The organism is Pseudoalteromonas sp. JC28 (assembly GCF_013319255.1).
Taxonomy (GTDB): domain Bacteria; phylum Pseudomonadota; class Gammaproteobacteria; order Enterobacterales; family Alteromonadaceae; genus Pseudoalteromonas.
The window spans coordinates 45,836-67,864 of sequence record NZ_QOKX01000007.1; the positions used below are offsets into that span (position 1 = coordinate 45,836).

Genomic DNA, 22,029 nt, shown 5'->3' on the forward strand with positions numbered 1-22,029 from the left:
CAAAGACAACCCTAAAGATAAAAATAAAGCGACTTAGAGCCGCTTTATACTTTAACTTTAAACTTCGCTAGACACGTTCTAATATAGTGCAATCTTTAACCACCGCGAAATGTCCAACATCCAAGTCGTGAGACGAAACACTTTGGCTATTCAACCACTCGTACCACCATGCTTTATGCGCTTGCTCTCGACCTTTCATCCAAAATAGTTCAGCCTTACCGGTGAAAACAGGCAGCGTCTCAATATTGACAGCAGCCAAAAATAGCGGTTGGAAGGCCAGATATAAATCGTATAAGTCTTGAGCCGTTAACTGTCCGTAACCCGTCATAAACTCCGTCCTTGGGTGCTCAAACACTTGCTGCATCAACCTTTGAATGTCATCACTTGATATCTGCTGTTGAGCAGAACATTCAGCCAGCGTACTTTGTATTTCAACGTCTTGCATCAAAGCAAACCCACTTTCTTCGCTCAGTAATAAGCTGAAGAAGGTTTGTAGCTGCATCATTGGGCCTATTTGCTCTGCCAGTGTTGAGCGCTGTGCACTTGCATTAGGTGGCGAGTAAGGATCAAGTAAAAGCAGCTGCTCTACTTGCTCACCTTGTTGTTCTAACTCAGCGGCAATAGCGTGCGCCAACACGCCACCTAAAGACCAGCCACATAAACGGTAAGGTCCGCGAGCTTGCACTTTGCGAATTTCGCTCAGATGCGATGCCACCAGTGCAGATAAATCAGCAGCTTGTCCAGTTAAAGAACCAGGCTGATAAGTCAGTCCGTACACCGTACGCTTGCCATCTAGATGCCTTGCCAAAGTGGTGTAGTCCAACACTTTACCAAAACCATCATGTAAGCAAAATAGCGCACTTGCAGCAGCTGATTTTTGATTCAGTGCGATAATAGGCTCGCTACAAAGTGTATTTCCAGAGCCGGTAGCGCCTTGCAATTCAGTCAACTGCAAGGCTAACTGACTCAGATCTGCGGTTTCAAACATGTGTTTTACCGCCATTTCAAAACCACGTTGGCGCATCAATGACACCACTTTTAGACATGCGATAGAATCGCCGCCAAGCGTAAAGAAATTAGCAAAACGACTGATATTATTGATTCCTAAAACCTCAGACCAGACTTGCGCCACACTTTGCTCCATGTCGTTTATTGGCGCAACAAACTCTCCGCTATCTTGCCAAACCGGTTCCGGTAAAGCGTCGCGGTCAATTTTCCCATTCGGGCTAAGTGGCAAGCGCTCAAGACTCAAAATGCTGTTTGGCACCATATAGTCAGGTAAGACTTTAGCTAAGATGCTTTTTAGCTCATCACTTGACTGTACTTGTTGAGACTGCACATAGCCGACTAAACGGTCGCCTGACGGCGAAGGCTTTGCCAATACAACGGCTTTTTGAATACCGCTAATACTTGCAAGCTGAGCTTCAATTTCTTCAAGTTCAATACGTAGGCCTCGGATCTTAACTTGGTGGTCAAGTCGACCCATGTATTCTATCAGCCCTTCTTTATTCCAACGCACCAAATCACCGGTACGGTAAAGGCGACCACCTGATGCGGATATCGGATCGGCAACAAATCGCTCTGCGGTTAAGTCAGGGCGGTTAAGATAACCCCGGCTCAACCCTACTCCACCTAAATAGAGCTCACCTACTACCCCTTGAGGAACTGGCGTCAAGTATTCATCGAGTACGTAGCAACTGGTGTTTGAGATAGCACGACCGATTGGAATTGTGGTTCGTGGTGCTTGCGTAAACTCCCAGTTGGTCACATGAATTGTGGTTTCTGTTGGTCCATATAAATTATGCACCTTGGCATTTGGCAGCGCGGCGAACATACGTTGACGAAGTTCCGGTGGCGCAGCCTCTCCTCCTACCATAATGTTACGTAAATAGTTCTCTTCATTGGGGTTAGTTTGCTCAATAAAGGCTTGTAGCATCGTCGGTACAAAACTTGCTGTTGTAACTTGTTGCGCCTTGATAAGTGCAATTAATTTGTCTGGATCTTTATGATCTCCGGGTTCAGATACTACAATGCGGCCGCCTTGACTCAGTGGGAAAAATAGCTCCCAACAAGACACATCAAAGCCAAATGGTGCCTTATGTAACACCGCATCTTCCCGTGTGAGTTGATACTCGCGCTGCATCCACTGCATACAGCTAACCAGTGAGCGGTGACTAATAGCCACGCCTTTAGGTCGTCCCGTCGAGCCCGAGGTATAAATCACATAAGCCAGTTGCTCTAGGTGAGCATCGACAATGAGGTTATCTTGGCTGTATGGCGCTAAGTCTATCTGTTGCCATACACACTGCGTGATCTGCTCAGGGAATGGCGGCAGTGCATCTACCCCTTCAGCATGAGTCAATAGCAACTGTACGCCACTCGATGCCACAATATATTGCAAACGCTCCGCTGGATAATCTAAATCTAGTGGTACGTACGAGGCACCCACTTTCATGATTGCCAACAGACTTATCACGGTTTCAACACTACGCCACATGCCCACAGCGACTCGGCTCTCTATACCCACACCTCGTGATTGTAGATAATGCGCGAGCTGATTCGCTTGTTGGTTAAGCTCAGCGTAACGCACGTGATTGTTTTTAAATGTGACGGCAATAGCGTCAGGCTGTTTTTGCACCTGTGCTTCAAATAAGCGGTAGACCGCTTGCTGGGTGTTCTCTTTGGTGGTGTTTTCGCTCCACAAGCGCTGAGTTTGCCACGCATTGTCAGTCAACGCTTGCCAATCACCTAGCTGTTTTAGTGCAGGCTCTGCGACAAGCTGAGTCAACGCATTCAGTAAATAGCCACACAACTGCGCAGGTTCAACACTCGGTAGTGTTTGCGCTACGATGTTAAAGCCATCGCCAGCATCGTCAATAGAAACTCCAATAGGGTAATTAGTGCGTTCCTCACCGCCAAATACTTGCCAGCCATCATCGGTAACATAGAGCTTTTTCGAATCACCATGTTTGTGCGCATTTGGGCTATAGCGATAGTTCAACAGCGTCGAAAACAGCGGCGTTCCTTTCGCTACGCTACTGCAAGATTGAGCTTTGGATAAACTCGCACTTTCATGGCTAATAAGCGCAGTTAACAGCTGCTGCGCTTGTTGCAATCCTGATTTAAGATCTGCTTGGCGCAATCGAAAACGGATCGGCAGTGTATTGATAAACATGCCAACAGCCCTGTCGGCACCTTCTCCACCTTGTGAGCGGCCAAACATCACCGTGCCAAATACCGGATCATTTAGTCCGGTCAGCTTTTGTAGCACCATCGCCCAAGCTAGGTGGAATACCGCCGCAGCACTGGTGTTTTGCTTTACGGCAAGGTGGCGCACTTGGGCGGCCAGTGCCTCAGGCACGGCAGTTTCGTGCGTTAGAATGTCCTCACCTGTGCCCTTAATATCTAACAACCCAAATGGCGCAGTTGGCGTTTCTATATCCCCTAATAATTCGCTAAAGAACGTATTTTGCTCCGCTTCGGCCTCTGGGTTTTGCTGCGCTAGCGCCACAAAATGTCTAAACGGCACAGGCTCTGGCAGTAGCGCTGCATTACCCGCTAAAATCATCTGCACTTCTTCAACGAGTACTTCTAAGCTGGTGTGATCCATCACTAAATGATGACTCGGCAGTTGCAACCAGCAGGTCTCGTCTTGCATTTCGGCAATAGCGATGGCGGCAATTAAAGGTGCACACTGTGTGTTTAGTCTAAAGTGGGTTGGATCTACGGCTTCATTTAAGCGTCTTGCTGCTGCCGTTAAGCCTGCTTCATCGGCAGCTAATGGCGCGTCACAGGCATAATCTAACCACTTGATTTCCACTTTGGCCTGACGCTGCACGACTTGCACAGGCTCAGGCAGGCCCTGCCAAAAAATGGCTGTCCGCAGAATATCATGACGGGCAATAACCAGGTTAAGCGCATCAACAAATGCACTTAGCTGCGCGCGGCTTTCAAAACGTAATAGATTAGGCGTAATGTAAGCGTCGCCTTTTTCTTGCAAAGTATGATGGAATAAAATTCCCGACTGCAGCGGTGCCAGCGGATAAATGTCTTGGACATTTTGTACGCCCCCATCTACTTGCTCGACGACTTTAGCTATCTGGTCATTATCCAGACTGACCAATGGCAGCATTTCACTGGTGATAACAGCGGTATCCGTCGCAATCCCTGACCATGCGGTTTCTGGTGCCGTATCTTGGCGGTAAGGCGTAAGGGCAGCAGCGAAGTGTTTGAGCACTGGCTGACTAAATAGGGTTTTCACTTGTGCTTGCCAGCCAGCTTGGCGGGCACGCTCCACCAGCTTAATCGCCAGCAGTGAGTGGCCACCTAATGAGAAGAAGTTGTCATCCCTGCCCACTCGCTCAAGGCCGAGTAAATCTGCCCATAGGTGTGCAGCCATGGTTTCAGCCTCACCTATCGGTGCGCTATATTCTTGCGCTTTGGCCCATTGCGGCTCAGGCAAAGCTTTGCTATCGACTTTACCATTGGCTGTCAGTGGCATTTTATCTAACACCACAAACGCATTGGGCACCATATAATCCGGGACATTTTCACCAAGCGCTTGAGCTAATTGCTGCTCATCTTGAATACTACCAGTTACGTAAGCGACCAATTTATCGCCAGTAGCCAAGTGTTTAACTAAGACTTTGGCTTCACGCACTTGAGGTAAGCGTCTTAACTGCTCGGCAATTTCACCCAGCTCTATTCTAAACCCTCTGATCTGTACTTGGTCATCGCTACGACCTAGGTATTCAATCTCACCGTTTAGATTCCAGCGCGCCAAATCACCAGTACGATACATCCTTTGGCCATTAGCTAACACGCTGTCTGCAACAAAGCGTTCGGCGGTTAAATCTGGTCGAGCAAAATACCCTCTGGCCAGCTGGATGCCTCCTATGTATAACTCTCCAGTAACGCCCTCTGGCACGGGGTTTAAACTGGCATCTAAAATATAGGTATGGGTTTGTGAAATACCTTGGCCAATAGGTGCCAAGCTTCTCTTGTCGTTAATAAAAGGCCAGTGGGTTACATGAATTGTGGTTTCTGTTGGCCCATATAGGTTGTTCATCACAACATCAGGCAGTGCCTTGTATGTGTCACGGAATAATTCAGCAGGCACGGCTTCACCACCACACATGATATGCCGCAGCGAGGTGCATTCAGCCACATCAGGTAGCTCGATAAAGGCCTGTAATAAAGCCGGAGGAAACGAGGTAATTGCGACTCTTTGCTGTTGGATAAGTCGCTTCAGTTCGAGTGGATCGCGTTGGTCACCAGGTTTTGCAACCACCACAGACATCCCTTCACTCAGAGGGAAGAAAATTTCCCAGCAAGACACATCAAACCCAAAGGCGGCTTTGTGCAATACCGCTTCCTCAGGTTGTGGAGAGTATTGTCTTGCCATCCATGCCATGCAGTTACTCAGTGCACGATGGCTGATCGCAGCTCCTTTCGGGCGACCCGTTGAGCCCGAAGTATAAATCATATAAGCCAATTGCTCGGGATGAATAGCCACGTCGAGCGGTTGGGCTGACAACGTTTGCCAAGGCAATTGTGCTAGGTTGACGACTGGCAGAGAAGCCAAATGGTGTGTGATCTGCGTATCTTTCAGCACCTCGGTTAATTTCGACTGTGCGTCAGGGTGAGTGATAATGGCTGTGAGTTGACTATTTTCTGCGATGTAAGCCAGTCGCTCTGGCGGATAATCTTGATCCATAGGCACAAAGGCAGCGCCAGTTTTTAACACGCCTAATAACGTCACTACCGTATCCATACTGCGCTGTAGCGCTACACCGACTCTATCTTCGCGACCAATATTTAGGCTTTGAAGGTGCTGCGCAAGCTGATTTGAACGTTCATCCAGTTGTTTATAGCTCAACGTTAAATCTGCAAATACCGCTGCCACTGCATCTGGCTGGGTGTCAGCCAAACGGCTAAACTTTTGCTGCACTGGGGTGGTGTCTTCTAGTTGTGGATTTAACCCCCAACGCTGCCATTGCTGCGTTTCACTATCGTCTAGCAAGTTAATGTCACCAAGGGCCATAGTCGGCTCAGTGAGCAAGGCAGCAAGCACTCGCTCAAAGTGCTGACTCATGCGAACAATGCGTTGAGTGGAGATGGCCTTTTGATCGTAAGTAAAGGTCAACAAGCAAGCGCCTGCTCGGTTTTCATGAGCATCTAACACCAACTCAAACTGCACTTCTCCTGTGGTTGCAGGCAATTCACCCACTTTGAGCTCTGGCAACTGTTGTAACTGGCTTAAATCACCAAACTGATAGTTAAACAATATTTGAAATAACGGATGCACCTCGCTACTTCGCTCAGGTTGCAAGGCTTCAACTAATTGCTCAAACGGTAAATCTTGATATTCTTGTGCTCCAAGTGTGGAAGCCTTTACCTGTGCTAAAACCTGTTGCAATGAAGTGCGGCTGTCAAAGCGGTTATCCTGCACTTGGGTGTTGACGAATAAGCCGACCAAATTGGCGACTTCAGCCCGTTGTCGATTCGCGATTGGCGTACCGATACGGATCTGCTCCATCCCGGTATAGCGCTGTAGCAATACCTGAAATGCCGTCAGCAATACCATGTAATGAGAAACCTGATGGCTGGTGGCAAAAGTACCTAGCTGCTGCGTTAAGCTCTGTGGTAATTGCCAAGCGTGTGAGGCACCGCGAGTGCTGCCATGCTCTGAGTTTTGAGCTAAACCATTATCCACCTTAAGCTGTAACACCGGTTGTTCGTCACCGAGCTTTTGCTGCCAATACGCTAACTGACGCTCAAGTTCACCGGCCGTCATCCAGTCTTTCTGCCATTTAGCATAATCACCATAGGCAATATTCAGTGCCGGTAGCGCTGACTGGGCCAACTGGCTCGATAAATCTCCCGGTGCAATTTCAGCGCTAAGCAATTGGCTATACAGCGCAGCAAATTCACCCACTAGAATCTGTAATGAACCACCATCAGCAATAATATGATGCACTACCACTACCAGTTGATATTGGTTTGGCGCAAGCGTGAGTAACCCCACGCGGATTAAGTTGCCTTGGGTGAGATTAAACGGTGTGTTTAACCATTGCTGACGCACCGCATCAATGTTATCACCCGCTCCTACCTCTACCTGAAAATCATTGGCAATCTCGATTGGTAGCACCTGCTGCTTTACCTCAGCATCAACTTGTACAAATTGCGTGCGAAGCGAACTGTGACGAGCAATTAATAGCTGAAAAGCACGTGTCAACGCACTCAGGTTTACCTCACCTTCAAGCTGTAATCCCCCAGTGATGTGATACGCTGCACTGTCTGGGTCTAAATGCCATAAAAACCACTGACGTTGCTGTGCATAAGACAGCTCAGCAGCCTCAGCTGAGTGATGAAAAGGTAAAACGGGAAACTGACGCATGTTCAGCCCATCGGCTTGCACCTTTTGATAGACCAGCTGGCGTTTATCTTGAGGTAACTGATGAAAGCGCTCAGCAATGCGTTGGATGACCTCACTGCTCATTATAGGTTCTCCATAAATGCTTCTAAGTCGAGCAAGGCATCTTCTTGCTCTGGATTTGTTTGTGCTGAAATAATGGCAGCTAAGTCTTTTAGTATTGGATTCGCAAAGGCGTCACGCACCGCAATGTCTACACCAAATTGTGCTTGGATTTGACTCAGGGTTTCCACCGCAAGTAAAGAATGTCCGCCAAGTGCAAAAAAGTTGTCGTCACGTCCGACTTTTTCAAGCTGCAGCACCTGCTGCCATATCTCGGCCAGTCCACTTTCGATTTCACCTTGTGGTGCCGCAAACGTTGAAAATTGCTGTAACGATGGCTCAGGTAAAGCTTTACGGTCTAGCTTGCCATTCACGGTGAGCGGCAATTTTTCAAGCTGCACAAACACACTAGGGAGCATATATTGCGGCAACTGAGTAGTGAGTTGCGAGTTAAGCGTATCAGGCTCAAACTCAGCGTCATTTGCTAACACCAAATATGCCACTAATTGCTCGCCACCAACGCTACTTTTCACTAACACCGCAGCATCAACTACATTGGCTAATTGCCTTAGCTGGCTCTCTATTTCGCCCAATTCAATCCGCAAACCACGGATCTTCACTTGCTGATCTAAGCGGCCTAAAAACTCAAGTTGACCTTCATCATTCCAAACTACCTTGTCGCCAGTGCGATACATTCTAGCGCCTTGGCTGTTGCTATCGGCAAATGGATTCGCGACAAAACGATCGGCACTGAGATCCGGTCTAGATAAGTAACCGCGCGCCAAGCACTCACCGGCGAGATATAACTCTCCTGCCACCCCTATCGGCACTTGATTGAGCGCACCATCCAATACATAAGCTTGTACGCCAGAGATAGGTTTACCAATTGGAATAACGTCATCTTGCTGGCGACACTGCCAGCTTGTCACCTCTATCGCCGTTTCTGTCGGTCCATAAAGATTGTGCAGTGCCGTTTGTTCAAAGTAGCTAAAAAATTGCTGTTGGGTTTGCAAGGTAAGCATTTCACCGCTCGTAAATACTTGGCGTAAACTTGGGCATAAGGTTTTTCCGCCCAGCGCTTCGCGTGAGCTGCTTATCCCCGTCATAAATGCTTGCAACATGGAGGGAACAAAGTGACAAACCGTCACCGCTTCTGTTTCAATAAGTTGCCGAATTTGTGACGGTTCTTTGTGTTGTTCTGGCGCTGCTAATACTAGGCTTGCACCTTGCGTTAATGGCCAGAAGAACTCCCAAATAGATACATCAAAACCAAATGGCGTTTTTTGCAACACCCTATCACTGCCTTGAAGCTGATAGCGAGTTTGCCCCCAAGCCAAGCGATTTGCGACGCCACGATGTACACATGCAACCCCTTTGGGCTTGCCCGTCGAGCCTGAGGTATAAATCACATAGGCTAAGTTATCTAAATGGATTGTCACATTGGGTGCTGTGGTTGGATAAGCGCTTAACTCTAAGTGCTCAAGCCATGTTACTTGAGCGCTGATATTCTCTGCCAGCTGCGCTTTTACTGGAGCATGACTCAAGATACATGCACAGGCGCTTTGCTCAATAATATAGTGTAAGCGAGCCTCGGGCAGTTGAGGCTCGATTGGTACGTAAGCCGCGCCAGCTTGAAGCGTAGCCAGCATCGCCACCACCATCTCAATGCTGCGCTCAAATAGCAATGCCACTTTCGACTCATGGCTGATATTTTGCGCCACCAAATACTGTGCTAATTGATTTACCCGTTGCTGTAATTCAGCATAGGTGACAGACTCGCCCGCAAACCTTAACGCAATCGCGTCTGGGGTTTTCTGTGCCTGAAGCGCAAATGCTTGAGGTACGCTAAGCAAGCTTGCTGAAGTTTTACCACCGGATTCAAGCGCCGCTAAAGCCGCTTTCCGCTCGGCACTGTTCAGTAAAAGATCGCGAATTTGAGTCTCTGGAGCTTGGCAAAAGGTGCGCAGGAGTGACTGATATTGCTCGTCAAATGTAGAGATCCAAGCCACTGAAAGTTTACTACTATCAACACGCCATTGTAATTGCACGCCACCATCACTTAGCTCGGTTGTATCTAGCGCAAGGTCGCACATTATGCCCTGAGTCAAACTAAAGTAATTGGTCAACGAGGCACCATGCAATTGTGCTAAACCACTGCTGCTATCTTTGAGGTGATTGAACATCACTTGATAAGGCGTTGCGCCCTGCAAGTTAGGTTGAAAACGCTTCATCAGTGAGTCTATGGGGATGTCTTGTTGCGCTTGGATTGCTAATGCCTGTTTGGCACAGTTGCGCAATAGCTGCTGTAGCGTTAATTCACCAGCGACAGGCAAGCGCATCAGCTGTATATTAACAAAAAAGCCAACCACACTATGGGTAGCAAACTGGTTCCGATTTGCCACCGGAACCGCCGTCAGCAGCTCATCTTCGTTTGTGTATCTATGCAGCAAAGCTTGATACGCAGTCAATAACACGACGAATAGCGAGACCCCTTGTTCACGCGCAAATTGTGTGACTTGTGCTGCCAATTGCGCGGGTAACTGAGTAACGAGTTGCTCTGCCTTAGGTACACTATTCGCTGAGTTTGTCACACCAAGTTCAACCACAGGCAAGGAACCTGTGAGTTGCTGCTGCCAAAATTGCCACTGCTGCTGTACTTGCTCGGCATCACTGTTAAGCCAATCATTTTGCCACTGAGCAAAGTCAGTATAATCTAGCCGGTTCGCGTCATGGGTGATGGGTTGAGCGAGACTCGCTTTTTGATAAATTTCAACGAAGTCTTTAATAATCAAGCTCTTCGACCACGCATCACTAATTATGTGGTGCATCACGACTAAGAGTACGTGCTGCTCTGGAGCAAACTGCAACCACTGCATTCGCATCAAAGGACCGGTCCGTAAATCAAAGGGCGCTGCTGCAAAACGCGCCAACCTTGTTTTATAAACCTGTTCTTGCGCCTGTTCGTGACTCAGCTCTGTATCATGTGCTTGCAGTGCTGCGACTTCAGCGGCTAATTCGTGTTGCTCAACCCATTCCAGCGGTAAGCGCAGTGTCGGCAAAACCACTTGCGCAGGTTTAGCCCCTTCCCCCTCAACAAATTGAGTACGCAGCCCAGCATGGCGCTCAGATAAGTGATCTAAGCTTGCACGCAGCGCGTCTTTGTCTAGATGGCCACTTAAACACATCCCCCCACCAAGGTGGTATGCGGTATTTTCAGGGTTGATCAACCACTCAAACCACAGCCTTTGCTGCGCCGCCGATAACGGCGCTTGAAGTTTGCCAAGTTTTTTAATTACTGGCGCACTCGACTGAACTGGCTGTTTATCCTCGAGCTGTTTAAGCATGGCTTTTTTCTGCGCCAGTGTCATATTACCTTTGCGCGCTGCCAATAGTGCATTGATCGACATGCTTATTTCGCTCCCTCAGCCAGCTCTTCGGCCAGCTCTTGCTGGAGCTCTTGTATTAGAATGGCTTCTATTACTCGAGCAAGACCCAATATGGTTGGCTCTTTAAAAAAGGATGCTGGCGACAAGGTCACTTCGAACTTATTGCTTAGTTGCGACATGATTTGTACCCCCATTAAGGAGTCACCGCCCAGCTCAAACAAATTATCGTGAATACCTATTTGCTCTATCCCCAACATGGCGCTCCAGACTTGCGCAATACCAACTTGTAAATCATCTTCTGGCGCAACATATGGCGTTGATAACTCAGGACGCTCATAGCCACCACTGCGAGGTGTCGCATCTGCCATAGTCAATTCTGCATCTAACAGGTTACCTTTGGTGGCTTCTAATCGTGCAGGAAGGTCGAGCGTTGAGACCGCAACTTGCGGCAATATTGGTGCGCTGAGTATGCGCGCCATAACTTCAACCCCTTGCTGAGGCGCGATACCGACTCCGTCAGGCATATCCATATCACCAGCCATGCCGACCTCTCGCCAACTGTCCCAGTTAACAGCCAGTATTGGATAACCGCCTGTTTGCGCCAATCGCTGAGCGTATTGTTGTGCAATACCATCTAGATAGGCATTCGCTGACGCGTAGGCGGCCTTAGATAAACCACCTGCAATGCTGGCAAGCGATGAGCACAACACCATAAAGTCCAGTGGCTGCCCGTTAAATAAAGCCAACAAATGTTGCGTTCCCACAACTTTGGCAGCAAACATCTGCTCGACAAACGCGGCATCCGTCGAACTAATTAAGGACGTTGCACCACTCCCAGCGGCATGGATCACCCCATTGATCTGCCCAAACTGCTGATGTGCTTGTGCGACAACCTCTGCCATTTGTTCAAAGTCCGCCACATCCGCTTGTTTAACCAGTACCTGCGCACCAAAAGATTGCAATTGTGCTAATTTTTGCTGTTGTGCCTCTGAAGGCGTGCTGCGACCAAGTAACACTAATTTAGCCTGGTAGTGCTCCGCCAAATGCTCAGCCATTACCAAACCAACGCCACCTAAACCGCCGGTAATTAAGTACACCCCACCTTGGCGATAAATCGCTTCATTTTGCTTAGGTTTAGCCGTTGCTTCAAAGCCCATCAGCCAACGATGATAAGACCGATAAGCAACCACCTCGCCCGCTTCGCCATGCTGCTCTGACAACAACCAATCTACCCAGTCACCGTGAAGTTGTGCACCAAAATCAACCAATTGACACTGAATGTGTGGGAACTCCTGCGGGATGACTTTACATGGGCCAAGTAACATCGACTGAGCGGGTGAAATCTCATCATTGCCCGACACATCGGCCAACCCTTGGCTCACTACGCTCAAATTAACCGGCTGACCTAACTGTTGCGATTCAAGTGCTTGAGCAAGTGCGATTAGACTCATCATGCCCTGTTGTTGAGTTTGGCTTAAATCAGTAGGCTCGCTGGTCGGCAAGCTCCACAAATGGAATATATGCGATACAGGACCATGAATTTGATTCACGCTTGCAATAAGTTGCTGATAGTCGCTCAACTGTGCCGCGCGGATCACAAACTCATTATCCGATTCTTGCTGATATGCTTGCCCTAATTTGACCCGAATTAGCTTATCGCTCTGCGTGTGCAGCTTATCAAGGAGCAGGTCGCAGGCCTTATGCTCTGTTTCAAATAGCAAAGTACAACCCAGTTCAACGGGCTGAGTTAAATCAGGAACCGAGCGCTTATATGAAGGGATGTAACACCACTGTTCAATCGGTTTTGGTGCTAAGGCGTTATGGTTGTTTTGCGCCACAATATTTGCATCAGCTTCAATCCAAAAACGTTTTCGCTCAAACGGGTAAACAGGTAAGGCGACGCGATGAGGCGTCTGCTCATACAAGGCATCCCAATCAATCTCTACGCCCTCAATCCATAAACGCCCCAAGGCTAAGGCAAAGTGTTGCTCTGTCTCTTGCGCTTTTCTTGGGTGTGGTAGCGAAGTGACAATACTCGTTTGCGCTTTTACTTCTGCATCCCGTCCAGCAAGTTGACTTAGCGTATTACTTGGTCCCACTTCGAGTAGCACAGTTTGCTCTAAGCCATTTTCTGACTCTGGATTGTCAAGATTGATGATAGTGCGCAGACCTTGGTTAAAGCGCACCGCTTGTGCTAAATGCTGCGCCCAATATTGAGGGTCGGTCGCTTGTTGGTCAGTTATCCAAGTGCCTGTTACATTCGATACAAATGGAATGCTTGAGGCATTGCACTGAACCTGGGCAATCAACTTAGCCAGTTGATCACCTGCATCACTCACCAAGGACGAATGGAACGCATGGGAAACATGTAAAGGCTGTACTACGGCCCCTTGCTCAGTGAGCCTATTTGATAGTGCCGCTATCGCTTGCTCTGAGCCCGATACAACACAGTTTTCAGGGCTATTCACCGCTGCCAGCTCAACTTTATGCTCAAGATTGTCGGTATCAAGATAAGGAGCTAAGGCGGCTTCTGAGAGCGCCACCGATAACATACAGCCCGGTGCTTGCGCCTGAATAAATTCGCCCCGCTTGGCGACTAGGTATAATGCATCCTCTAAACTAAACACCCCGGCAATACACGCGGCGACGTATTCGCCGATACTGTGGCCAATCATAGCACTGGGCTTTACTCCCCACGCCAACCATTGCTGCGCCAATGCATATTCCACAGCAAATAATACCGGCTGAGTGACTGAGGTTTGTTTTAGTTGCGCCGCACCGTGCTCAACGTCCGCTTCATCAACAAAAATAAGGTCTTTAATATCTTGCCCAACATGCGCTATCAGACCCTCCCGACAGCGGTCAAATGCATCTCTAAACACGCTTTCTGACTCATACAGTGCGCGGGCCATATTGATATGCTGCGAACCTTGCCCCGGGAACATAAAGGTAACGGGTCTGTCACCCGAAACCGTTAACTGCCCTTGTGCTCTTAATGTGCTGGTGTCGTCAGCCAGTGCTGCAATCGCTTGCTCACTATTTTGCGCTACCACGACAGCACGATGGGTTAGGCCTTTCCTACCGACTTGCAAAGTGTAAGCACTATCTTGCCACAAAGGCTGAGTGCTTGCTTGCTTAAACCAAGTTGCTAACTGCTCGCGGCGACTGGCCAGTGCAGTTTTGGTATGGCCTGACAGCGGCAAGATTTGCCAGTTGCGCTGCGACTGCGTCGCACGTTGAACTGGTGGCTCCTCAAGGACCACATGCACATTGGTGCCACCAATGCCGAATGAACTCACCCCAGCACGGCGTGGGCCTGTTTCATTTGACCAAGGCGTCAGCTTATCCGCGACATAAAATGGGCTATTGGCAAAGTCAATTTCTGGGTTAGCTTGCTTGTAGTGCAAACTCGGCGGGATTTGTCCGTGCTTCACTGTCAGCGCGGCCTTTATTAACCCGGTAACCCCTGCGGCTGCATCTAGGTGGCCGACATTCGATTTGACTGAACCTACGGCACAATATTGCGTTTGCTCAGTATCCATTCGGTAGGCGCGGGTGAGCGCAGCAATTTCAATGGGGTCGCCAATCACCGTGCCGGTACCATGCGCTTCAACGTAACCAATGCTCTCTGCCGGGGTATCAGCCATTTCCAGTGCTGCGGCGATAACTTCAGCCTGCCCATCCACACTAGGTGCGGTGTAACCTGCTTTAGTATTACCATCATTATTCATTGCAGAGCCTTTGATCACGGCATAAATGGTATCGCCATCAGCCATTGCATCTTCAAGGCGTTTAAGTACCACGACACCAGAGCCAGAACCAATTACCGTCCCTTGAGAATCTGCGTCAAACGGACGACAGTGACCATCTGGAGACAAAATTGCGCCGGGTTGATATACATAACCGCCCTGATGCAAAAAGTTCAACCATGAGCCGCCAGCCAAGGTCATATCTGACTCATAATTCAATAATGAGCGTGTCGCCATGTGGACTGCAGCCAAGGAAGTTGAGCATGCCGTTTGTACCGTTACCGCAGGGCCCTTTAGGTTTAGTTTGTAGGCCAGTGTCATGGTCATGGCATCTTTGTTATTACCGTTCATCAGCGCTTGTAGCTGCGAGATATTACCAAGATCGCTAAAACGGCCACTTTGCATCAAATTAGAGATTAGATAAGTGTTTACGCCACAGCCGCCATAGACACCTATTGGAAAGTCACACTTGTCACCATCGTAGCCAGCATTTTCCAGCGCCTGCCAAGCGGTTTCTAAAAAGAGACGTTGCTGCGGGTCAAGCTCTTCTGCTTCACGCGGTGAATAGCCAAAAAATGACGCGTCAAACTTGTCTTGATCAGGCAACAACGCACACCGAGGGACAAAGTTGGGGTCAGCAATAGTCGCTTCCGGCACCCCAAGTTCACGTAATTCTGCCTCTGTGAAGGTTTTGATTGATTCCACCCCGTTTTTTAGGTTTTCCCACAGGGCATCTACGTTCTCAGCTCCTGGGAAACGACCTGCTAGGCCGACAATGGCAATATCTGTGCTTGAATAAGTTTCTGTAGTCATGCTTAGCTTTCCACTTTTGTGCGTGTTTTTTTCAAGAAGGCTTGGCGCTGGCGTTGACCACGCGCCGATGCTTTTTTCATTTCTTTGGCAACTGCTTGCTGTGCATTCGCAGCGCCTTCAGGTGTACGTTGTTCAAAGTAAGTGGCCATGGCACTTACGGTTGTCATATGAAACAGTTCTAACATGGTCAATTTACAGCTAAATTCGGCTTCAAGACGTTGCTGAATCTGACCAAACAATAGGGAGTGACCGCCCAAGTCAAAGAAGTTGTCATGCAGGCCAATTTGTTTCGCATCTAGACCTAGCACTTCCGCCCAAATCGCAGCGACTTTATTTGCTAAGCCGCCTGTTGGTACTTGATGGCTTTCACCACTCCCCCACTGAGGTTCGGGTAAGTGATGACGGTCAATTTTGCCATTGGCCGTCACAGGCAAGTTTGCCAATACGGTGATACAACTCGGGACCATGTAGTCTGGTAGTTTTTGCAGTAAACTTTGCTTCAGTGTTTGCGCGCTAGGTAATACGCCTTGGCCATTCGCCTCAGCGCCAACATAAGCCACCAAATGTGTCCCAGAATGACCATGTTGGCCATCACCGTCTTTGGCCAATACAACCGCTTCTTTAATGTGTGGAAGTGCCATTAATTGCGCTTCAACTTCACCGAGCTCTATCCGAAAACCACGAATTTTGACTTGATGATCGATGCGCCCTAAATATTCCAGTTCATCGCGTTGATTCCAACGAACCAAGTCTCCCGTTCGATATAAGACTTCGCCATCGCTACTAAATGGGTTGGCAACAAAACGCTCTGCGGTCAGGGCTGGACGCCCCAAATAACCACGAGCAACACCACGACCACCCACGTAAAGTTCACCGCTTGCTCCTTGTGGTACAGGATTCAGATCGGCGTCTAAAATATAGGCCTCACGCGCACCTATCGGCTTGCCAATTGGTACAGTGCTAACCTCATGTAGCTCACCCGGTAAACTGATCCATGCCGTTGGTGTAATAATGGTTTCAGTTGGCCCATAGGCGTTGACAATCCGAGGCGCAGAAAACGCCCGATGAGCGTCTTGATAATCTGTGCGGCTAAATTCTTCACCGCCGACAATACAGGTGCGAATTTGCTTACAGTCGTGCAAATGCGGCGTCAAAAGGCGTAAATAGGCGGGCGGTAAATGCAGTGCCGTCACCTTGTGCACGTTTATTAACTCACTGACGGCCTCCACATTGAGCTGCGCCTTAGTCGCCAGCACTAACGCACCACCTTTGATCAGTGGTGTCATCCACTGCTCACCTGCGGCATCAAAGTTAATCGAAAAGAACTGCAGCTCCGTGTGATCGCTATCCACTCCATATACGTCAACCATATTTTGAATATGCATGGACAATGGGCCATGCGTAACGGCAACCCCTTTGGGCAACCCCGTCGAACCTGAGGTGTAAATAACATACGCTAAGTGCTGGGAATGTGATGCAATCGCAGGGTTAGTCGTCGCAAAGTCGCCAAGTGATATATGCTCGTATGCAAGCACTGGGATGGCGTTTTCAGCGTTTGGAATATGCGCCACGAGCGCAGCATTCGTCAGCACCAACTTAACCCCGCTATCCTTCACCATGTGAACAAGCCTGTCCTCCGGGTACGTCGGATCGAGTGGCACATAGGCGGCTCCCGCTTTCCAAATCGCAAATAGGGTGACATACATCTCAATACCGCGCTCAAGCGCCATACCGACACAATCTTCAGGCCCAATACCTCGACTTTTTAAATAGTGCGCGAGCTGGTTGGCTCGTTGATTTAATGCGTTATAACTTACGGTTTGTTGGTTGAAGATAAGTGCGGGCGCATCTGGCGTGCGCTTCACTTGCTGCTCAAACAATTGATAAATGGTAGAGTCATCCGTTGCAACCGCAGGCCCTTTGGCAACCTGAGTCAACCACGCTTGCTCTGCCGAGGTTTGCACACATAGCTGCGCAAGTGGCGTTGCGCCAGACTCAAGCTGGGCATGTAGCAGAGCAACATATTGCTCAGCCATACGCGCTATCGTTTGCGGCAAAAATAGTGCTCTGGGATAAACAAACTCTAGCGCTACTTGATCCTCTTCTAGCTCGTAAGTTTCAAGCGTTAAGTCAAATTGCGGCGCCACTTCTAGTGGCTGCCAAGCGCGGGCTGATAAGTTAGTATCCGTTGCGACCAACGGCTGCCATGCACGAGTATCATGCTCCGTATGGCTAAACATTACTTGGAAAAGCGGATGTGTATCGACGCTCCGATCCGGCGCTAGTGCTTCGACTAGATACTCAAAAGGAACATCTTGATTTGCTTGTGCGCCCAAGACGGCAGTTTTGACTTGCGCCACAATATCTTGCAAACAAGCCTGACCCGAAAACTTCGCAGGGATCACTTGGGTATTTACAAAAAAGCCTACTAACTCTTGGAGTTGAGGCAAATGGCGGTTCGCAACTGGTATCCCCACTCGAATGTCATGTTGCCCAGTATGACGATAAAGCAATGCATGAAAACTGGCTAACATCACCATAAATAAGCTGGCGTTTTGTTTGGCCGCTTGGCGACGAAGTTGCTTAACCAGTTGAGCCGGTAAGACGACACTGTGATTTGCACCTAACAGTTGCTTATTATTTTCAGGAGAGTGCGATTTATTGACTCGAGGAAAATCCGTGCATAACTGCAAAATAGGTTGCTCATCGCAGGCAAGCTGTGCTTGCCACCACGTTAATTGTGCTTGCGCTGCATCGGAGGTGAGATACGAGCGCTGCCACAAAGAAAAATCTTGATAGGTGATTGCACCCTCTCGCACTTTACTCGCGCTCAAGGTGCCCAAATAAATATGTGCAAGTTGGTCAAGTAATATTTGCATCGATACGCCATCGGAAACGATGTGATGCATCACTAGGATCAACTGATAGCCTTGCTCACCTAGATTAATTAGCGCCGCGTTGACGACATCCCCTTTAGTTAAATCAAATGCGTATTGGCTCACTGTGGCAACCAATTCAGCCAATGCCGAAGTTTGCTGCGGCGCTGCAACATTACTTAAGTCAAATTGTTGCAGCGGCCAATGACCCGTTTGCGCAACCACTTGGATTGCCGTACCGAGTTCATCGGTATCAAAGCGTGTGCGCAGCGCTTGGTGTTCAGCCACCAGAGTATTTAATGCGTTTTGCAAGCGCGTAGCGTCTATGTCTGAGTGTAGGTTGATGCGCGCACCAATATTGTAAGCACTGCTATGGGGCTCTAGTTGCCATAAAAACCATAGTCTCGCTTGCGCATGAGACATTGGAACGGCCCGCTCAATTCCATACTCGTTGGCAATAATGGAATTGATTGATGACACGTTGGAAGCTTCTTTAGCCACCAACTGTTGGCGTTGTGACGCGGCCAAAATAGCATCGGCTTGCTCGCCTAAGCGCAAACAATGAAATATTTCTGTGGGATCAAATTTCACTTGCCAGTGTTGCTCAATGGCGTGAATTAACTGTACCGCTTTTAGCGAGTTACCGCCTTCTGCTAGAAAGTGTGCATCGCGACTAAAATCACTCTTACGATTGAGCACGGCTTGCCAGATATTGGCCAGTGCTTGCTCGTGTTCTGATAAAGGTGCTGGGGCCAAAGTATCTGCCAGTGTTTGACCACGCACCAGCTGATGATGTGCATAAATCGCATAAGCCTTATCAGCATTATCTTCTGACAATGGCGCAGCGACACTCAATTCAGCGGCTTGCGTCCACATTTGCTTGCAGGCGCTGCGCTGTAATTTGCCACTGGATGTTTTTGGCAAGCTTGCAGGTTGCATCATCAAAACGCCTGTGACGGACTCATCACAATATTCTGCAACGATTTCCTTTAAGCGATTAACCAACAACTGCGGACTCACTTGGCGCTGAACCTTGCGCGCAATTTCTAGGGCCACGCCAACGCCTTCGCTATGGTTATCCGTGGCTGCAAATACCGCGATCCGACCTTTCCGGGCGAACTCAAATTCTGCTTCGATAATTTTTTCAATATCCTGAGGGTAGATATTGCGACCATGAGAAATGATCAAATCCTTGATGCGGCCAACAATGTATAGTTGATTATCTTGCCACACTCCTAAGTCCCCGGTGCGAAGCCAGCGCGCTTGCTCATGTTCTACAAAGGTGTCTGCCGTTGCAGCTGGGTTTTGCCAATAGCCCTGAGCAATACTCGGCCCCGATACCCAAATTTCACCCACATGTCCTGCCGGCAATGCCGCCTTGGTCGTGCTGTCTGTGATCCGTATACTATGATGTGAAGCTGGTACGCCACAGGCTACCTGTTTTACGCCGTGCTCAGCTTGTTGTGCGATACCTTGTGCAAGCGAGGCGGCAGAAAGTGACTGTACCACTAGGCCAGATTGTCTTTTTGGCCCAGTAACAAATAAAGTTGCTTCAGCCAATCCATAACAAGGGTATATGGCTTGAGGATTAAAACCTGCAGGCGTGGCTTGTGCAAAAAAGCTATCAAGCGTATCGACCCTTACAGGCTCTGCGCCGCTAAAGGCAACTTGCCAAGAAGACAGATCCAAATTCGCCATTGCGCTTGGTCTTATCCTTTCAACACACAAGCGATAACCAAAATCTGGGCCACCGCTTGACGTACCTCGATGTCTAGCAATTGCTTCAAGCCAGCGGATCGGTTTTTCAAGGAAGTAGCGAGGCGACATCAAGACACATTTTGAGCCATTGAATAAAGGCAAAATCAAGCCAGCCATTAATCCCATATCGTGGTACAGAGGTAACCAAGACACCACAACCTCGTCTGCTATCACCCCACACCCTTCGCTGATGGCTATTTCATTTGCAATTAAATTACCGTGACTCACCATAACCCCTTTCGGTGCTGCCGTTGAGCCTGAGGTATATTGTAAAAATGCCAACTCTTGTGGTTGTGGTGTATGCGCTTGCCAACAGCCATGCTCTTGATGAGTTAACTGGTCAACAAACATTAAACTTGCAGCACTTAGGCCGCTGTTGTGCATTTCTTGTTTGGCTAGTTCAACTAACTGATGATCTACAGAATGCGCTAAAATAGCGGTTGCTTGACAATTTAGCGCAATCCCAACAACGCGCTGAATATGCTGAGAGCGTGAAGATTCGGGAACAAATAAAGGAACCGCGATGAGACCGGCATAAAGGCACGCGAAGAAGCTGATAACGTAGTGTTCATTGTTATCTAGCATCAACAGCACGCGATCACCTTGACGACACTGTAGCTGCAGCTCGGCCGCTAGTCTTTTAATCTGTATATCTAATTCACCATAGGTAAATGAGCGCTCATCCAGCACACCTTCTTTGTCACTAACGACCACCAGCGCGGTTTTATCCGCTTGGATCTGCGCAAGGTGTTGTAAACGCTCAACCATACTGTGGGGCGTCTCGCCCGTGAGATACGGGTTTAGTTGTAATGGCTTGTGTTGCATATTGCAGCTCTACCTCAATTTTTCTATATGGGCTCGCGACTAGAGACAAGATTAAAAAGCGAACCGACTAATACCAAGTGTTTAATGCTGTGTGATAACCCAAGTCCTCAAGTGCAGCGCTTGGTTTTACTCACAACTACTGACCAAAGCAGCCGCTGATGTATTATGGCGACTCAGTGTTTGCTCAAGTGCAGACAACACTGAAGCTTGGGCACTGTGAATATAAAAATGCCCACCAGCGAACCCTTGTTGCGATAATGGATGACGGGCGTGTTGCTGCCAGGCCAGTACTTCGCTAACACTGATTAAGTCATCGTGACCATAAAAAGTGGTTACCGGCACGGTTATTTGCGAAGAGCTCGGTGGCGTAAACGAGCGCAATGCGCGATAGTCAGCGGCCAGCACCTCAAGCGTCATCTCCAATAAATCAGCATTGTCAAATAGCATGTCTGGCGTTCCTCCCTGCGCTCGCAATTCAGCAATGAGCGCTTGCCGATCATTAGGTTCTGGATAGCGCTCAGGATGAATAAACTGTGGCGCAGGACACGCCGATAGCATCAAGGCGTTAGGCAAAGGTAAATTGCGCTGTTGCAACTGCAGTGTGACGCCATAGGCAAGCAAAGCTCCCATGCTGTGGCCAAAAAAAGCATAATCACCGACCATCTCATGCTGATAACACTGAAGTATCGCACTCACTTGCTCGTGGTAGTTTTCGACTTTCGCTTCATCTAACCTAGGGCCTCTCCCTGCAAGCTCAACGGGTACTAGCTTTATCCAGCTAGGTAATTGCCGACTCCAACGTAAGTACATTGAGGCACTCGCCCCAGCACAAGGCAGGCACAACAACTTAATGCTTGGTGTACTCACGCGTCACCTTGTTGCGCTTGCTCAGCCATCCACTGACGCAAAGAGGCAGGTCGCATATCTGTCCAGTGCTCGTTAATGTAACTTTGCACGTGGGCCTTATCGCCCTGAACACCCGCTACAGCTTGCCAACCCGCAGGTACCGCTTTCCACTCGGGCCAAATTGAATATTGTTCTTCTTGATTAATAAGCACGATGAAGGTTTCATCTTCGCGGTCAAAACAGCTCACTGACATGACATCTCCTGATAAATATTGCACTGCTACTATAGGCAGTCGGTT

Annotated in this window: 6 protein-coding genes; all 6 read right to left on the minus strand. The window is 48.7% G+C overall.

Features of this window, described 5'->3' with window-relative positions:
• Positions 1-67 precede the first annotated feature (67 nt).
• The 6 genes from DS891_RS15745 to DS891_RS15770 all read right to left on the minus strand — a co-directional run bounded on the left by DS891_RS15745 (position 68) and on the right by DS891_RS15770 (position 21,984).
• Positions 68-7,501: a non-ribosomal peptide synthetase gene (locus DS891_RS15745; RefSeq protein ID WP_174170303.1), complete on the minus strand. Its 7,434-nt coding sequence runs from the start codon at positions 7,499-7,501 to the stop codon at positions 68-70.
• On the minus strand, positions 7,501-10,884 hold the full coding sequence (locus DS891_RS15750; RefSeq protein ID WP_174170304.1) for a non-ribosomal peptide synthetase: 3,384 nt from the start codon (positions 10,882-10,884) through the stop codon (positions 7,501-7,503). The genes DS891_RS15745 and DS891_RS15750 overlap by 1 nt, the downstream gene beginning before the upstream one ends.
• A 2-nt stretch (positions 10,885-10,886) precedes the next feature.
• A complete protein-coding gene (locus tag DS891_RS15755; protein ID WP_174170305.1) occupies positions 10,887-15,425 on the minus strand; it encodes an SDR family NAD(P)-dependent oxidoreductase in 4,539 nt (1,512 codons plus the stop codon).
• A 2-nt stretch (positions 15,426-15,427) separates the two neighbouring features.
• Positions 15,428-20,884, minus strand: coding sequence for a non-ribosomal peptide synthetase (locus DS891_RS15760; protein WP_174170306.1), 5,457 nt, complete (start codon positions 20,882-20,884; stop codon positions 15,428-15,430).
• Positions 20,885-21,010: 126 nt separating this feature from the next.
• Positions 21,011-21,751 carry an alpha/beta fold hydrolase gene (locus tag DS891_RS15765; protein WP_174170307.1) on the minus strand — a complete coding sequence of 247 codons (741 nt, stop codon included), beginning with the start codon at positions 21,749-21,751 and terminating at the stop codon, positions 21,011-21,013.
• Complete coding sequence (locus DS891_RS15770; protein WP_010607677.1) at positions 21,748-21,984, minus strand: MbtH family NRPS accessory protein; 237 nt, start codon at positions 21,982-21,984, stop codon at positions 21,748-21,750. Before DS891_RS15770 ends, DS891_RS15765 begins: the two co-directional genes overlap by 4 nt.
• Positions 21,985-22,029: the final 45 nt, after the last annotated feature.

Coding starts and splice junctions, on each gene's coding strand:
- DS891_RS15750 (WP_174170304.1), bottom strand. CDS start 10,884: ATGTCGATCAATGCACTATTGGCAGCGCGCAAAGGTAATATGACACTG.
- DS891_RS15760 (WP_174170306.1), bottom strand. CDS start 20,884: ATGCAACACAAGCCATTACAACTAAACCCGTATCTCACGGGCGAGACG.
- DS891_RS15745 (WP_174170303.1), bottom strand. CDS start 7,501: ATGAGCAGTGAGGTCATCCAACGCATTGCTGAGCGCTTTCATCAGTTA.
- DS891_RS15755 (WP_174170305.1), bottom strand. CDS start 15,425: ATGACTACAGAAACTTATTCAAGCACAGATATTGCCATTGTCGGCCTA.
- DS891_RS15770 (WP_010607677.1), bottom strand. CDS start 21,984: ATGTCAGTGAGCTGTTTTGACCGCGAAGATGAAACCTTCATCGTGCTT.